The organism is Candidatus Cardinium hertigii, from assembly GCF_003788695.1.
Window position 1 is genome coordinate 118991 of the sequence record NZ_RARA01000025.1, and the last position, 15825, is coordinate 134815.

General features: G+C 35.9%; 9 protein-coding genes. 2 read left to right on the plus strand and 7 right to left on the minus strand.

Annotated elements, in window-relative coordinates:
• Positions 1-363: 363 nt before the first annotated feature.
• From EDM02_RS03695 to ybeY, 4 genes are all read right to left on the minus strand, one after another.
• Positions 364-1968, minus strand: coding sequence for a hypothetical protein (locus EDM02_RS03695; RefSeq protein ID WP_148053562.1), 1605 nt, complete (start codon positions 1966-1968; stop codon positions 364-366).
• 444 nt (positions 1969-2412) lie between these two features.
• Positions 2413-4557: a hypothetical protein gene (locus EDM02_RS03700; protein WP_123663180.1), complete on the minus strand. Its 2145-nt coding sequence runs from the start codon at positions 4555-4557 to the stop codon at positions 2413-2415.
• 296 nt (positions 4558-4853) lie between these two features.
• A complete protein-coding gene (rnr, locus tag EDM02_RS03705) occupies positions 4854-7004 on the minus strand; it encodes a ribonuclease R (protein ID WP_123663182.1) in 2151 nt (716 codons plus the stop codon).
• 781 nt (positions 7005-7785) lie between these two features.
• Positions 7786-8217, minus strand: coding sequence for an rRNA maturation RNase YbeY (ybeY, locus tag EDM02_RS03710; protein WP_123663185.1), 432 nt, complete (start codon positions 8215-8217; stop codon positions 7786-7788).
• Between the two features lie 104 nt (positions 8218-8321).
• Between ybeY and EDM02_RS03715 the strand changes: the two genes are divergently transcribed.
• Positions 8322-9959 carry a 1-acyl-sn-glycerol-3-phosphate acyltransferase gene (locus EDM02_RS03715; protein ID WP_123663187.1) on the plus strand — a complete coding sequence of 546 codons (1638 nt, stop codon included), beginning with the start codon at positions 8322-8324 and terminating at the stop codon, positions 9957-9959.
• A 94-nt stretch (positions 9960-10053) separates the two neighbouring features.
• A complete protein-coding gene (locus EDM02_RS03720) occupies positions 10054-11175 on the plus strand; it encodes a glycosyltransferase family 61 protein (RefSeq protein WP_221179603.1) in 1122 nt (373 codons plus the stop codon).
• A 399-nt stretch (positions 11176-11574) separates the two neighbouring features.
• On the opposite strand, the gene EDM02_RS03725 is transcribed toward EDM02_RS03720, so the two are convergent.
• From EDM02_RS03725 to rho, 3 genes are all read right to left on the minus strand, one after another.
• Complete coding sequence (locus EDM02_RS03725; protein ID WP_123663189.1) at positions 11575-13254, minus strand: ArnT family glycosyltransferase; 1680 nt, start codon at positions 13252-13254, stop codon at positions 11575-11577.
• The gene (locus EDM02_RS03730; protein ID WP_184891133.1) at positions 13214-13810 is read right to left on the minus strand and encodes a phosphatase PAP2 family protein; all 597 of its coding nucleotides are present in this window, start codon (positions 13808-13810) and stop codon (positions 13214-13216) included. Before EDM02_RS03730 ends, EDM02_RS03725 begins: the two co-directional genes overlap by 41 nt.
• Positions 13811-13991: 181 nt before the next feature.
• Positions 13992-15572: a transcription termination factor Rho gene (gene rho, locus EDM02_RS03735; protein ID WP_123663193.1), complete on the minus strand. Its 1581-nt coding sequence runs from the start codon at positions 15570-15572 to the stop codon at positions 13992-13994.
• Between the last annotated feature and the right edge of the window lie 253 nt (positions 15573-15825).

Here is a 15825-nt window from a genome sequence, read left to right on the forward strand (position 1 = left end):
TTTTTATATTATTCGTATGAGGCCGCTGCAATAGGAAATTGCTGGCAAGGCGCGCGAGGGTGAAGCGCACGCAGCATAGTACTTACTATGCGAGTTCGCCCCATGATGTATGTACATACATCATGGGGACCCCAAGTACGCTGAATCCCGAAGCGGAACATAGCCAGTTTTCAAAGACGAAGAGTAGGCTCAAACAGGCTGATTTTCTATTACCTCTCAGACTGAATTTTTCTAATCACAGCTTTGTTCAAGGCGCATTTTTATGATATGGAGTTTGCTTATCATCCATCACGCTATTCCGTCCTACATTAGTTTCCTGAAGCTGCCTATCTGTCCTTTTATTTAGAGCAGCATCAAGATTAGCTAACTTGACTTGAATTGCTTAATTATACTTTCAAATTGATCTTGCGTAATTTTATCAGCTTTAATTTTATTAAGTTCATCATGAATAAAACGCATACTCCTTCTATAAACAAGAAACTTGGACTTAAATTGACAAGAAAAAAGCATATCCACATTAACCTGAGCCAGTAGCCCAGCCTCTTGCAATATTTTCAATATACTCCGTGCAGCTGACCATTGAGTTGCATTCTTTAAATCTAAAAATGCCTTAAGGTTACCCTCGGACAATAAGCCAGTATCTGAAAATAAGTTCACAACCCGAGTAACAACATTTTTATGATATTGATCAAGGTGCAGCATAACCTTAAGCATATCTGGCGTACATATATCTATGAGGCCTTTCATCCATTCCAATTCAGATAATCTTCCCCCACTAGCTAGGTTTATAACCTTTCGAAAATTAGCTTCCTCCTGTAATAACTGCTTATTAGTAGTAAATAGCTTTCTTATAATAGATGGCAGCTCTATAAAACTATCTCGCATATCAAAACTGCTTGGATCGTTCCGGGGATCATAAAGCACCATGCTCCTTTTACTTGAACCACAAGTTACTGTTACTTTTTCTTGAGGAATAGCTCTTCCTCCTATAACAGGACGACCTAGTTTAACGCTCTTTAAAACGTCCGAAAATGCATTTATTAAAGTAGTAAAAGTACTTTCTGTTAACAAATATTGAAAATCAGATAATACCTCATTTAAAGCCTCATAAACACCATCCTTATGATAAGGATAACCATTCCACACCTGCCATGCTGCAAAAAGTGCTTTAAAAGCCCTTTCTGTAAAAATTTTTCTTTCATGCAATATGCCAAGTACAGACAATAATGCACTGAACATGACCCTTCTTTCCCCATACAGATTCTTCATTTTATACACATCATCTATTTTATGCAAATAAGTTTCTACTCCGCTTGGCCAATTAACCGCATTAAAACAAGCAGAAGAAGGTATCACTTGATCAAAAACTGCTTGATTCAGAGATTCATGAATAAACATAATGCACTCACATAATGCAATCAAGTCGCCCTTATACGCTAGGATTTTATGAAGATTATTTTGATTCAGTATATTGTTTTGGACCATCTTATCAAGGGTCAATTGAAACATTGCTAAATCACATTTAGCAGGCATAAACTCCATCAGCATGGTAAAATTATCCTGTGTTAGGAGTGGCACATTATCCAATGTCTCAAAAATAAAATCGAAAATCATAAAATCGCCATTGCTATTGCTATTGCTAAAGCTTTCCAGCTGCTCAAAATTTTTCGGATTTAAAAGCTGTGCCTTATGGAGCCGCTGCAGCATATTGCCGATAGATGTCGAACCCCACTGCTTACACATTTCCTCTAAATCATTATAATGCTGTGGTGTAAAACCGCCTATCTGCTCAAAAAGATGCTTCATATCGCCTAAACTTAAAGAAGAAAGCTGAGTTGTAACCTGCTCCACTAACGCAATTGCAGCCGATGTGCTGGGCTGTTGCGCCTGATCTATTTGTAGAGTATGCTTTTGGCATCCCCCTATCATTAAGCATGATGCAAATAGCATAATAATTATTAAAACCATATAATCAATATTTAAAGTTTATGTTATTTTTAATGTTACTTTTCCTGATGAACCAATAGTTTCATGTTCATGTATTACATCATTTAGAAGTACAATCTTCTAATTTTTTCTATAAAAAGCAAATCTTTTGTATCTATTCGACATTCCGCACAAAAAAATAAATTTTTTATTGTTGATTAATAGCTTATTATGTAATTTGGAATTATTATAAACATTTTGATATAAATTTTTACGTTGTGCAATAAAAATTATTATAATTGACATTCAGGTATATAAATATATTGTATATATTACATACACTTTATTACGCTATTGCTAGGTACGAACGTGAACAAAAATAATACATTACGTATAGGATACACGATTGAACGGGTGCCAATTTCTAATTGGTACGAATACGGATACGCATAGGCCACACCACTGAACGGATACAGAAGTATAGAGTTAAAAATTTAGTATAAATTGTATCGTTCCTGCATGCTTATTTGCAGTAGAAACGTTAGGGTGCTTTTTCTTTGTCATTTTCTTTTGCATGGTTAATGGTAATGCATTGAACAAATGCATAAAGATATATTGTAATTCCAAGCGAATGAATCGAATGGGTTTCCAGCATACTAACCCATTAACAGCTATGCCATTTCCGCAATAAGCCTGAAAGCGTGTTCCATGATAGAGCGGAGCTGGCTTATAGAAGTAGAGGCGAGCAGCATAATCTTGGACATTGAAATAGATGATTTTACAGGAAAACTGAAATATGCTGCTTTTCCATTTCTGGGTGTTAGCTAGTGCATATCCATGATGGGTATGTTCTAAAAAATTATGATGCGTATATTGCGTTTCTATATTTGTCCACCAATAATGGGAAAGTTTGCGATCTATTTTAAGCTTGATACTGTTTTTATAAGCTGCGCTAATTTCTTCTTCACCTATTGCTATGGTATCTTGCCCTTTTTTTAACTTATCTTTTGGAGTTTTATTAAATCTATGTTGTATCAACAATATCGTTTCACGATTTAATGCATAGCTGGAGCGCGTCGTAAAAATATGTCCATAACCCGCTGTTGCCAACTGGGTCCTAGGGCGTAAAGTGGAAAAAAAGTGGCCACTGGTTGATATTTGCCAACGGGCCAAAGGCGTTAGCTTAACCCCTCCATAAAACCCTCTTTCATTTGCATTGTCTGTGGTATAGCGTTTAAAGGCATTTTCATAGGGACTGTAAAACCCTTCTCCATAATAGTATAGCGCAGAGGTAAGATCCAAATAAGAAGAGAGGCTTATAATTGACCCTATAATCAGTGCTTTTTCATTGTGCTTATTTGCAATAGTAGCATCAGGAAAAGTAATGCCCCCTTCTCCAAATAATAATACATTTTTCCATAGCAAGCGATAAAATAAACTAGTTGCTACAGCGCGTTGTCCATAAAACAAATGATCGCTAAAAATACTTTCTTTTGGAATAATGGGCGTGTCGTAATGATTATACAATAGTATAATGCCCACTTCGTTTTGATTTTTATTTTGGTTTTTATTACCGTGTGTTAGTAACGTACAACCAATAACTTGTTCATTAACGGTTCCCTTTTTGTTTAGGTTATGGATCGTGTCATATTTACCTATTTGATCTATGCTGTGGGTATAGCGTATATTTCCTTGCTCCTCTTCTATTTTAGCATCTAGATTATGCGTTGCATAAAATCCTGTTAATTCAAAAGGCCCTAAAGCTGATGTGATGGCTATACCACGTAATCCAATGCGTCTGATGCTTTTATAGGGGCAAATACCCATATTATTAGAACGAATGATAGAGGTTATATCAGCCCCTTTTTCCATAGAGTAGCCTGCGCTTAATAGAAGCCCTTGTCCATATCCAACTTGATAATCACCTATTATTACTCGTTTAAAATATTTTTTTGATTCTATTGCAAGAAAAACAGACCATAGGTTAAATCCATAAAGATGTTTAGCATGGTCCCAGCAGAATGCTTCTCCTGCTTGCTTTCTAGCAGTAATACCTAGTGCCAAGTCATTATTATTTTGTAGAGAAAGTTGAGTGGTGCATTGGTCCAGATTTCCCAAATGTTTTTTAGAAATATTTGCGTTGAATGCAGGCGCATAGCGAAAAAGAAAATAATTAGTTTCACTTTTGGCAATACGCTCCCATATGCTGTCTGATGGAATACTATAGCTTTCTAAAACGAAAATAAAGGGTAATAGTAATGCGATGGTAGTTAAATCAAAATCAGGAATAGCTTGCAATTCGTATTTAGAATAAAGAGGACCTGTAGTGGCTATATGATTGAAGTAATTATTTAACTGATTTTTAGATAAAATACCTAATGCTGCCAATGCTTCTTTGCTTACCTGATTGAGGTCTAATGGTGTAGCATATGCTTCTTGAAGTGCTTCTTTAATGGATTCAAAATCTTCTTCCTCTGTAAAATTTTGTCTTTGGTAGATTTGTTCTATATAATCGTAAAAAGAAAGTGGATGGGATATATGGGATATACAAGGGAAAACAAGTAAAAATGGTTGCCCTAATAAGATAAAAAAAATAAGATATGATAACCACCTTTTCGTAACTTTTTGCATTAGCGTTGAGGTTTTTTCACCAGCGCTTGATTTTTTTTGGCTACTTTTTTTGATCAAGCAAAAAAAGTAGCTTTAAAAGTCACATATTTGTTCAAGGCGCGTTTTTATGATCTTGTATTATTGTACTATTTCTAATGGGTACGAACACGCATACGCATACGCATACGCATACGCATAGGCCACTCCATTGAAGGGATATTAAAATTTAGCCTATTGTATTGAGATAATTTGTACTAAACCACTTATCTTTGCATCAGTTACTTCGCAACCTCAGTAGGGTAATAGCATTTCTATTCCTACGGTTGTAGCGTAAAATTAATATACCTTCTATCCAAATCACAGCTTTTTACCTTAACCTTTAGCACATCTCCCAAGCGGTAACATTTTTTAGAATGTTTCCCAATAACTTGGAAATTTTTTTCTTCAAAAATGTAGTCATCATCGGTAAGATCTGACAACCGTACCATGCCCTCACATGCATTAGATATAATTTCTATATAAATATTCCATTCGGTGATGCCACTAATTATTCCTTCAAATATTTTATCCTTAAAATTTTGTATAAACTCTACTTGCTTATACTTTATGGAAGCTCTTTCTGCATTTGCAGCAATCGATTCTCGTTCTATTGCGTATTGACATTTTTTTTCATAAGTGTCTACATCATATATGCGTTCACCTTTTAAGTATTGCTTTAAAAGCCGATGTACTAACAAATCTGAGTATCTCCTGATCGGTGAAGTAAAATGACTATAATGCGCAAAGGCCAATGCAAAGTGTGGATTAGGTTTTGTGGTATAAAGCGCTTTGGCCATAGAACGGATGGCAAGTGATCTGATAATATTTTCTTCTTTTGTGCCCTGAATAGCCTGTTCTAAATGATGCATAGCCTTACTTATTGGACCAGCATTTAAATCTATTTTATATCCTAGTTGTTTTACGAACAAAAAAAATTCATTTAATTTATCTGGGTCTGGATTATCATGGGTTCTATATATAAAAGTAGGTCCTACTTTTTCATTTTTTTGCTTCATTTTAGCTACATAGGATGCGACATTTTGGTTAGCTAGTAGCATAAATTCCTCAATTAGTTTATGGGTATCTGTACGGACTTTGGTCACCACTTGTAGTGGTTTTCCATGGGAATCAAGTTCAAATGCTAGTTCTCTGGTTTCAAAATTAATGGCTCCTTTTTTAAAACGTTTTGCTCGAAACCGTTTAGCTAGCTTATGTAATTGACTAAGCGCGTGGTACAGATCCCCTTTTTGTGCATCTATTGTGGCTTGGGCTTCTTGGTAAGAGAATTTTTTATTGGAATAGATAACTGTTTCTCCAAACCATTTATTATGAATTTTCCCCCGGTCATCCACTTCAAAAATAGCTGAAAAAGTTAGCCTGTCTTTTTGTGGAAGTAAAGAACATAATCCATTAGAAAGCAGTTCTGGTAACATGGGAACGCAACGATCTATTAGATATACGGAGGTATTGCGTGTGTAGGCCTCTATATCTAATAAACTATCGGGCAAGACATAATGGCTTACATCTGCAATATGGATACCTACCTGGTGATGGCCATTGGCTAGCTTTTGGTAGGAGAGGGCATCGTCTAGATCTTTAGCATCTTCCGGGTCTATCGTAAAAGTAGGTATAGGTCGTAGATCTAGCCGTTTGGCTATTTCTTGTGCTGAGATGGCTGTAGGGGTATGCTTGATACTTTCTAAAATATTTACTGGAAAAACATCCTTTAAACCAAATTCTGCCATAATGGCTTGCATCTCCACTTCATGTATACCAGCCTGTCCAAGGTGTTTCACAACCCTACCGGTTAGTTGGTTGTTTTCTCCAGGAAAAGAGGTTAATGCAATAACAACTTTATCATTTTCTTTTAGTAGAGCTATATGGTCCCCTTGTAGCAAAACTACGTAAGAGGCACGTTTTTGTTCAATCGTAGCTTTAGGTTGATCGCCTGATAATAGTATGCGTCCGATTACGGGTGTAGTATTGCGTTCAATAATTTCTACTACCACTCCTTCTGGACGTTTACGGCGTTCTTCCGAAAACAACCGAACTTTAACTAAATCTTTATCTAATGCAGATAATAAGTTTTTATGGAATACTAATATATCTTTTTGTTGATCAGGAACTACAATATAGGCATATTCAGTCCGGACATAATCTACTCGGCCTATTAAATAGGTAGGCTCCTTGAGACATAGATAGCGCCCCTTGCTTATTTTTTTAATTTTACCGTTATGCAAAAGATCCGATAAAGCTTTTTTCACTTGTTCTTTACCTGATTTGTCTTTAACTCCTAAGCTTGTACAGAGTTGATGTAGGCTCTTGTGCGTTCCACTAGGATCTTTCTGGAAAGTTTTTAAGATAAGGGTAGTATAATCTAACACGTCTTTTTTGTTTTTAGCGCTAGGAGGCATTTCGAATACGGGCATACATTTTAGAAATAATGGGGCTTAACGGTGTATCCGTTCACTTGCGTGGAAGCCATATTTTATAGATTAAAGCTACTTTTTTTGCTTGATCAAAAAAAGTAGCCAAAAAAAATCAAGCGCTGATGAACAAAGCTGTTGAAAAGTTCAGGCTGCAAGCTGAAAATCAGAACTCGCCCTCTGGTTACTCAATGGATTTGGAAAGCTGGCAAGGCGCGCGAGGGTGAAACGCACGCAGCATAGTACTTACTATGCGAGTTCGCCCCATGATGTATGTACATACATCATGGGGACCCCAAGTACGCTGAATCCCGAAGCGGAACACAGCCAGCTTTTCAAAGACGAAGAGTAGGCTCAAACAGGCTGATTTTCTACTACCTTGCAGCCTTTCTTTTCTAGTCACAGCTTTGTTCAAGGCGCGTTTTTTATAAACTTACATTATTGCGCTATTTCTAAATACGAATATGAAAAAATACGCATAGGCCACACCACTGAACAGATACCTTACCTTAACGGTTTACCGAGCTAAGTTACGATAAATAGATAATAAAACAGCAGTGTTTGTGTTTAGCCAAGGCTCCATTTTTTTGACGAGTAGATGGCCAACCATTTAATGGTAGAAAATAAAAAATTATTGCGTGTTAGCTATGAAATGATGGAAAGTATTATAGAAATGTATGATGTATTTGTTTTTGCAAGGTGTGTATATAACAACCTGCATGTTCATAAATTATGACAAGCGGTAGCTAAAAAATAAAAATAGGAAGTTCGGAACAGGCCAAAATTAGGATAAAATTGGCAGCAACTGATTTAGATAAAAATTTTCTTTCTCCCTCATAATGATCTTTTCTTGCATTGTTTGATCATCATAGGATAATAGATGCAATAGACCATGCACCATTACCGTATAGAGCTCTTCTTCAATTTTTCGTTTATAATATTTTGAATTTTCTCTCACACGATCAATGCTTATGTAAATATCTCCTAAAATGGTTTTTGCATTTGTGGAAAAATCAAATGTAATAACATCTGTTAAAGTATTATGGCCCAAATAGGCTTTGTTTTTGGTATATAAATAGGGATCAGAGCAAAAAATAAAATTGAGATGATCTAATGTGTAACCTTCTTTTTGAATAACAATTTGTAACCACACAGAAATCTTATTTTTGTGCTTTAACCTAAAGTAGGTTTCTTCTAAAAAATAATCAATATCCATTTGGATCTTATATCTTGTAATATCATAAAAATATTAGATAGTCTTTCTATCTATCTAGATAATTTGGCCGTAATGTACGGCTTATTTCGTTAAATATATACTAGATGACCCATCAGCAGTTTGCGCCTATTGAATCTAAGGCTGAAAATTGGCCTATTACTAGGCTCCATAAAAATCAAAAAAGTTTTTTGGAAGAAGTTGTTTATAGAAGTTTTACATCCTTGCGTTTACGTTATCCAATAGATGCAGATCTTTACCGCATGCTGGCCCAAACTGCTTCTAGAGAACTGGCTAGAATTACATCTGATCCATGGGCCTGTGATCCTAAAGATGATAGTGCATTTTGGGAAGCCATGGAATGTGCTATTAAAAATAAGATGGGAGCAAATGAGCTCTTAAAAAATGTAATAGAGCGTTATGTAGGGGAGATGCGTAGCCACTTTAGTGTGAGCCATTACCAGATAATGGCTAAAAGCGTTCACCATATATTTATAAATCTACTTAAACCCAATTGTTTTGGATTTGGTCCTAAAGAAAAACGTTGGACACTTAGGTGTAAAAGATTACAAGAAAAATTTCATATAGCTGGTGAAATAGACATAGTGCGGGCATTAGCTAAAAAAGGAACGATTGTTATAGTGCCTACGCATACCAGCCATTGGGATTCCGTTATTATAGGATTGGCTATGAAACGGTTAGGCCTGTCTCCTTTGAGTTGGGGAGCTGGATTAAATCTCTTTAATAATAGGTTTTTTCGCTACCTTTTTAGCCAATTGGGCACCTATAAAATAGATCGACGCAAAAAAAACATTCCCTACCTGTTAACACAGAAATATTATACATGTCTCACGCTAGAATGGGGTTGTCATACCTTATTTTATCCTAGCGGAACGCGTAGCCGTTCAGGCGCTATAGAATCCGATTTAAAATTAGGATTGCTAGGAACTCCTTTTGAGGCACAGGAAAATAACTTTCAAAAACAAGGTGCATATGCTAGAAAGCTTTTTATTATTCCTGTAGTACTAAATTACCATTGCGTATTAGAAGCGCAGCAATTAATTCGTACATTAGCCGACAAGGAAACAGCTATGGATTCGGAATCCAAGCCATGTTGTTGCGTTACGAAGCTTCTATTGGGTAGAAATATATTATGTAAGGGCTCAGAAATATTCATTAACATTGGGACTCCCTTAGATGTAATGGGCAATAGGGTAGACATAGAGGCACGTAGTTACGATGCCCAAGGAAAAGAGGTAAACTTATACGAGCAGTTTTTAAAGCTTAATACTACGATCAGTAAGAGGCCAGATAGCTATATTAAGCCGCTAAGTCATAAAATTGTTGAAATCTATTACCGTATTAACAGTGTACTGAGTAGTCATCTAGTAGCATTTGTAGCTTATGAATTGGCTAAAACAATAGAAGGATTTTCAATGCAGTTAGAAAAAATAACGCTAAAGCGTGAAGACTTTATGGTTGCGCTTTCTAAGGCTTACAAAGCATTTTATATTCTTTATAAGGAGAAAAAAATAAACTTTACTGCTGTGCTGCTAAATGGTCAGTTATCTACTATTGCTACAGATGGGCTTGCAAAGTTGGGGATATATCATGCTAAACCACCATTGGTATCTGTAAAAGAGGGAAATCTTTTAATTCAGGATCTCTGGACTTTATGGTATTACCATAATAGACTTATTGGTTATGAGGTCGAAAAAATATTTAATATTGCGTTCCGGGATTAGAAATATGTTAAAAAGCTGCTAAGTTAGAAAATACAACGGTTAAAGACATCTCGTTGTTTTGTTTTTTAATTTGGATAGGGCACATCCGAAAAATATGAAGATGAAGGTAAAAAAAAGATTAAGGATGGCTTGTGTAGCATGCATGATACTCAATAATTATTCAGCATTTGCTTTGATTAATAATTTAAAAACAAATATTACTATTGCACAATTACCATCAAGGGGTGTAAAAGTTCAACAGTTATTAACTGAATATAAAGATGGCGCTGATGCGATAGGTCATTCGCAATGCATTGTTACCCTAGCTATGGGTACGGTTGTCAATGAGGGAGGTATATTAACAGAAGATGGATATATATTAGAAGATACGCAAACGAGTTTACAGGATCAGCATAAGCTAAAAAATCAGAATCGTAATATTAACAATGAAAATCCAATGTTTTTTTCAGGCAAGCTTGCAGTTATAGCTTCTGCAGGCTCTGAGAATTGGTATCATTGGTTATTACAAGTTTTACCGAGATTAATTATGCTTGATCTCTCTAAAATAGATTATGATCGGATATATATAAATAATCTCAAATATGAATGGCAAAATCGATCTCTTGATGCTGTATTGGATTATCTAAAAATACCAAGAGAGAAATTATGCATTATAAATGGGAATGCTATTATCCAAGCTGAAACACTTATTGTACCATGCATTCCATTTATTCCCCTTAAGATAAAGGACTATTTACCCAGTTGGATGCAGCACAAACTCCGAGAGATTTTTTTGAATAACTATGTGGTTAACACCAAACACAATACTTTTGAAAAAATATATATATCTAGAAAAAATGCATCTATTCGGCGCATAACCAATGAAGCAACATTAACCCATACATTAAAAACGTTTGGCTTTAAAATTTTACATTTGGAAACGTTATCTCCTCAAGAACAGGCTAAGTTTTTTAATAAAGCAAAGATTATAGTAGGGCCGCATGGTTCAGGATTTGCAAACTTGATATTCGCAAATCCTGGGTATAAACTCATAGAAATAGATCATGGTATGGTTGGCGCTGCTCAAAGAAGCTTTTATAAAAAATTTACATCCCTAACAAGGGGGCATTATATTCCTTTTTATGTTGATAGGACAACGGAAGAACATCTTGAAGATGATATTATCGTTAACATTGAAAAATTTATTTCTTTCCTTAAAGATAATGGGGCACTTTAGATACTAGGCATAGGTTGCATCCGTTCACTTGCGTGGCAGCCATGTTTTATAGATTACAGAAAATTGCTAATAATTAAAGCTACTTTTTTTGCTTGATCAAAAAAAGTAGCCAAAAAAAATCAAGCGCTGATGAACAAAGCTGTTGAAAAGCTCAGTCTGCAAGCTGAAAATCAGAACTCGCCCAGGCCTGCAGCCTTGGGCTCAAACAGGCTGATTTTCTCCTGCCTTTCAGACTGAACTTTTCTAGTTACAGCTTTGTTCAAGGCGCATTTTTTATAATCTTATATTATTGCGCTATTTTTAGGTACGAACGTAAACAAATACGCATAAGCCATACCACTGAACGGATACTATAGTTTTAAGGCTTGTAAATGTATATCCATATGCAATAGTGGTTAGCTACTTTACCACTGTTTTGGGAAGCCGTTCATAGAACGAAAAACATCCAGCTTCTTTTATGCAATGGATATCCTTATAATTTTCCAATAGCACAGCATCATTTTTGTATACAATGAAAAAGCAGGGCTTATCAATAGGCCCTGTTAAAATCCATGCTACATTTTTTTCTTTTATACTTTTTTCGGCGGTCTTATTTGTATAGAAAAGTGGTGCTGCTGCTTTAAAACCAATAGTAGTAAGGTATACATCCTGCTCTTTGCATTTTTTGCAAAAGTCTACTACCGCTTTTTGTGTATAACTTTCAATTTTAGGAGCTATTCGGCTTAAAAACAGTGTAAGTGTCAACATATTGATAAATATTGATATGCAAATAAAAGAAGCCATACGATGCTGGGATAAATAATAAAAGGCTATCCCAACCCCTATTATATACATTATGCCCGGTAGACTATCCCAATGGTTCCATCTTACCGGTATATGCAATGCAGCCATGATTTGTGGATTTGTAATAAAAGGAATACATAATTCTTTATGTAACATAATCCAGGGTATAATAGCCAAACAGCTGCCTATTACCATTCCTACTATTATAAATAAAAATGCTATCCATCGATTGGTTTTAATATTTTCCTTGCTGGAAATCAGACGGTATAAAAAATCTGCTGCAAAAAAAGTTATAGGGAAATAAGCCATAGAGCTATAATGTACAATTTTGGTACCAACCCATGTAAAAATAAGCAGGACTATTATCAATACGGCTTGCATATTAGCAGCAAAATAATGTTCTTTCATCCATCCTTGTTGTTTACAGAAGGCAATGGTAAAAAGTGAGCTGGGAAAGCATCCGAAAAAAAGTACCAAATAGTGGTAATACCAAGGTTGATTATGCGTGTCGACGGGTTGATGATAAAGCAACCAGTGGTATTCCCAAAATTTTTGAATAAATTTTTGGATAAAAATGCAATCGTTATACCAAATGACTGGAATAAGCCAACATGATACGATAAGAGCTGCTACTAAAACAGTTAAAATGAGTTGCTTCAATATGATTATGCGTCCCATAACCCAGGTGGAAGATAAGGCTAAGGCAGCAAACGGTATTATTGCGCCTATAGGGCCTTTGGCTAGTAGTGCTAAACCTATACATAAGCCAGCACTTGCAGCATAATAAAGCGATGTATGGCTAGTATTTTCAGTAGCTGCACGTGATAAAAAGTAGATAGCCAATAGTAAGAAGTAATTTAAAAAAGGATCTATAATGCCTGATTTAAAATAAAAATGGGGTAAAAAAGCAGTTGCATGTAAGCACATCCACAAGAGGCCAAACCATTTCCCTTTGTATGCTTTACCTATATAATATAACGTTATAATGGTCAACAAGCCGCATACTACATTCGGAAAACGGGCTCCTATTTCATTAATGCCCCAAAGATGCATACTGGCAGCTTGTATCCAAAAGAAAAGAGGCGGTTTTTCATAAAGCTGTTCAAAATTAAAGGTTATTTGCCCATAGTTACGAGTGAGCATCATTTCTCTGGTAATTTCAGCAAAATAGAGTTCATCTAAATCAAAAAGATGTATGCTTCCTATGCCTATTGAAAAAATTAATCCAAAGATAATCGCAAGAAAGGCAGCGGCTCTATTTCTGAGGCAATTTGTTAAGCGACCATCTTGCTCCATATTTTACAATAAAAAAGTAAACAGAACGATTGAACCAATGGGGTCCTTTGAAATGCATACATACGAGATAGACTACTATAGTCGATAGGGTACCGATGAGTGCACCTACGTAGATATCAGTGTAAAAATGTTGGCAAAGATACATTCTTGAGTAGGCGATCATAAGCGCTAGTAGTACCAGCATTAAGCTATAAATTTCTTTTTTGCTTTTAGACAATAGCTGTATAACAGATACTAGCGTAAAGATGCTGGCTGAATGACCAGAAGGAAAGCTTAAGTGGGTTAATACCTTAACGCCATTTACTAGGTGCAGGTTTGCATCTAATGGAACGGCTGCTATAGGTCTTACCATATGGGCAAAAACAAGATGTTTTAATAATTGCACCACAAGAGACATACAGACAAAACTACTCCCCATAATGAGTATCTTTCTGCAACTGGTACGAAGCACTGCACTAATCAATATAAAACAGCCATAGGTAAGCCCGTCGCCTGCCCAAGTAAGATAGGGAGCTATATAATCTGCAATAGGATGATGCCACTGATTGGCAAGCATAAAAAAAGAAACTTTATCGAATAAAAGCAAGGGGGAAATGCCGATGATAAATAGCGTGGTAATAAGATAAAAAAACAGATAATTCTCACGCCAAATCATTATGAAAAAATTTTTTATTCTGTACAAAATGGGTCTGTAACAAAGTGTAGATAAAGTAATGCTTGCTAATGATTCATTTTTATTAATTGCTCATGGACACTAAGAATTCTTCGTTATTATAGGTCCCTCTCATTTTCTTGAGCAGAAAATCCATAGCTTCTATAGAACTCATATCCGCCATTATGTTACGGAGTATCCAGATACGTGCCAGTTCGTCTTTAATAATCAATAATTCCTCGCGTCTTGTTCCCGAAGCAGGCACATCAATAGCTGGATATATACGTTTATTTGCCAGTTTTCTATCTAACTGTAATTCCATATTGCCCGTACCTTTGAATTCTTCAAATATTACTTCATCCATTTTAGAACCCGTATCAATAAGTGCCGTAGCTAAGATGGTAAGCGATCCTCCATTCTCTATATTACGTGCGGCACCAAAAAAACGCTGTGGTTTATGCAACGCATGGGCATCAATACCTCCAGAAAGTATTTTCCCAGAAGAAGGGCTAATCGTATTGTGTGCCCGAGCCAATCGCGTAATAGAGTCCAATAAAATAACGACATCACGACCGCATTCTACCATTCTTTTTGCTTTTTCCAAAACAATATTAGAAACTTTTACATGCCGCTCAGCTTGTTCATCAAATGTAGAAGCAATCACTTCTGCTTTTACATTTCTAGCCATATCGGTAACCTCTTCTGGACGTTCTCCAATTAAAAGCACGATCAAATAAACTTCCGGATGGTTGGCGGCAATGGCATTTGCAATCTCTTTTAAAAGTATGGTTTTACCAGTCTTAGGTTGTGCCACAATCATACCACGTTGTCCTTTGCCAATAGGAGAAAATAAATCCATAATACGAGTCGAATATTGATTAGATCCATTGGAAATATTCAATTTTTCATGTGGGAAAAGTGGTGTGAGATGCTCAAAAGGAATACGATTGCGCCCTTCTTCTGTGGTTACACCATTCATAAAGTTTACCTTTAACAGGGCGAAGTATTTTTCTCCCTCTTTGGGAGGACGTATTTTTCCACAAATGGTATCACCCGTTTTTAAGTTAAATAATTTGATTTGAGAGGATGAGACATATACATCATCTGGGCTTGCTAAGTAGTGATAGTCAGATGAACGCAAAAATCCATAGCCGTCTTGCATAATTTCTAATACGCCTTCTCCTTCAATAGTCGTATCAAAATTATTCAGTAACATAGCTTCCTTCTTATGGTTATGCCTGCCCTGATTCCTTTCAGACGTTGACTCCTTTGATTCCTTGGTAACAGAAGGTACCGGTGCAGGTCGTTTGGTGTCAATCTTTTTTTCTACCACTTGAACGGGCGCTACAGTGGAAGCCTCTTTTTCTTTACCCTGTGGGACGGCGTGCAATTCAGTTTGTGTTTCTACCGCTTTAGATCGTACATGACTTCTCCTGGGTGGTGCAAATGGGAGAGGCTCTTTGGGTTGCGGTGTTAAACCCGTTTCTTTATTATTCTGTTTTTGATCAGCATCATCTGTATCTGTAGGAAATATGGCTTGTTGATCTAATATTTTATAAATAAGCTCTTCTTTTGAAAGTGTTTTATAGCTTTTAATTTTAAATTTTTCTGCTATGTCTCGTAACTCAGAAATAAGTTTTTGGTTAAGCTCTCTGATATTGTACATGATTGGGTATGTGTAATTAAATAGGGCTCATAACCTAATAGATCGTTTGATCTTTTGTGCTATGAGCAATAGTTTATTGTATATGAACGCTGTATGTGAACGCGTGTAAACCAAGAGTATTAATTATAATATACTGCTTTTTTCTGTTCTAATTTCGATTTTGCAATGAGCAATCCAATAAGAATGATCACAATTTTTTAATGCATCCAAACAGGATAGAGCAACAGCTATGACAAGGAATGAATATCAATGT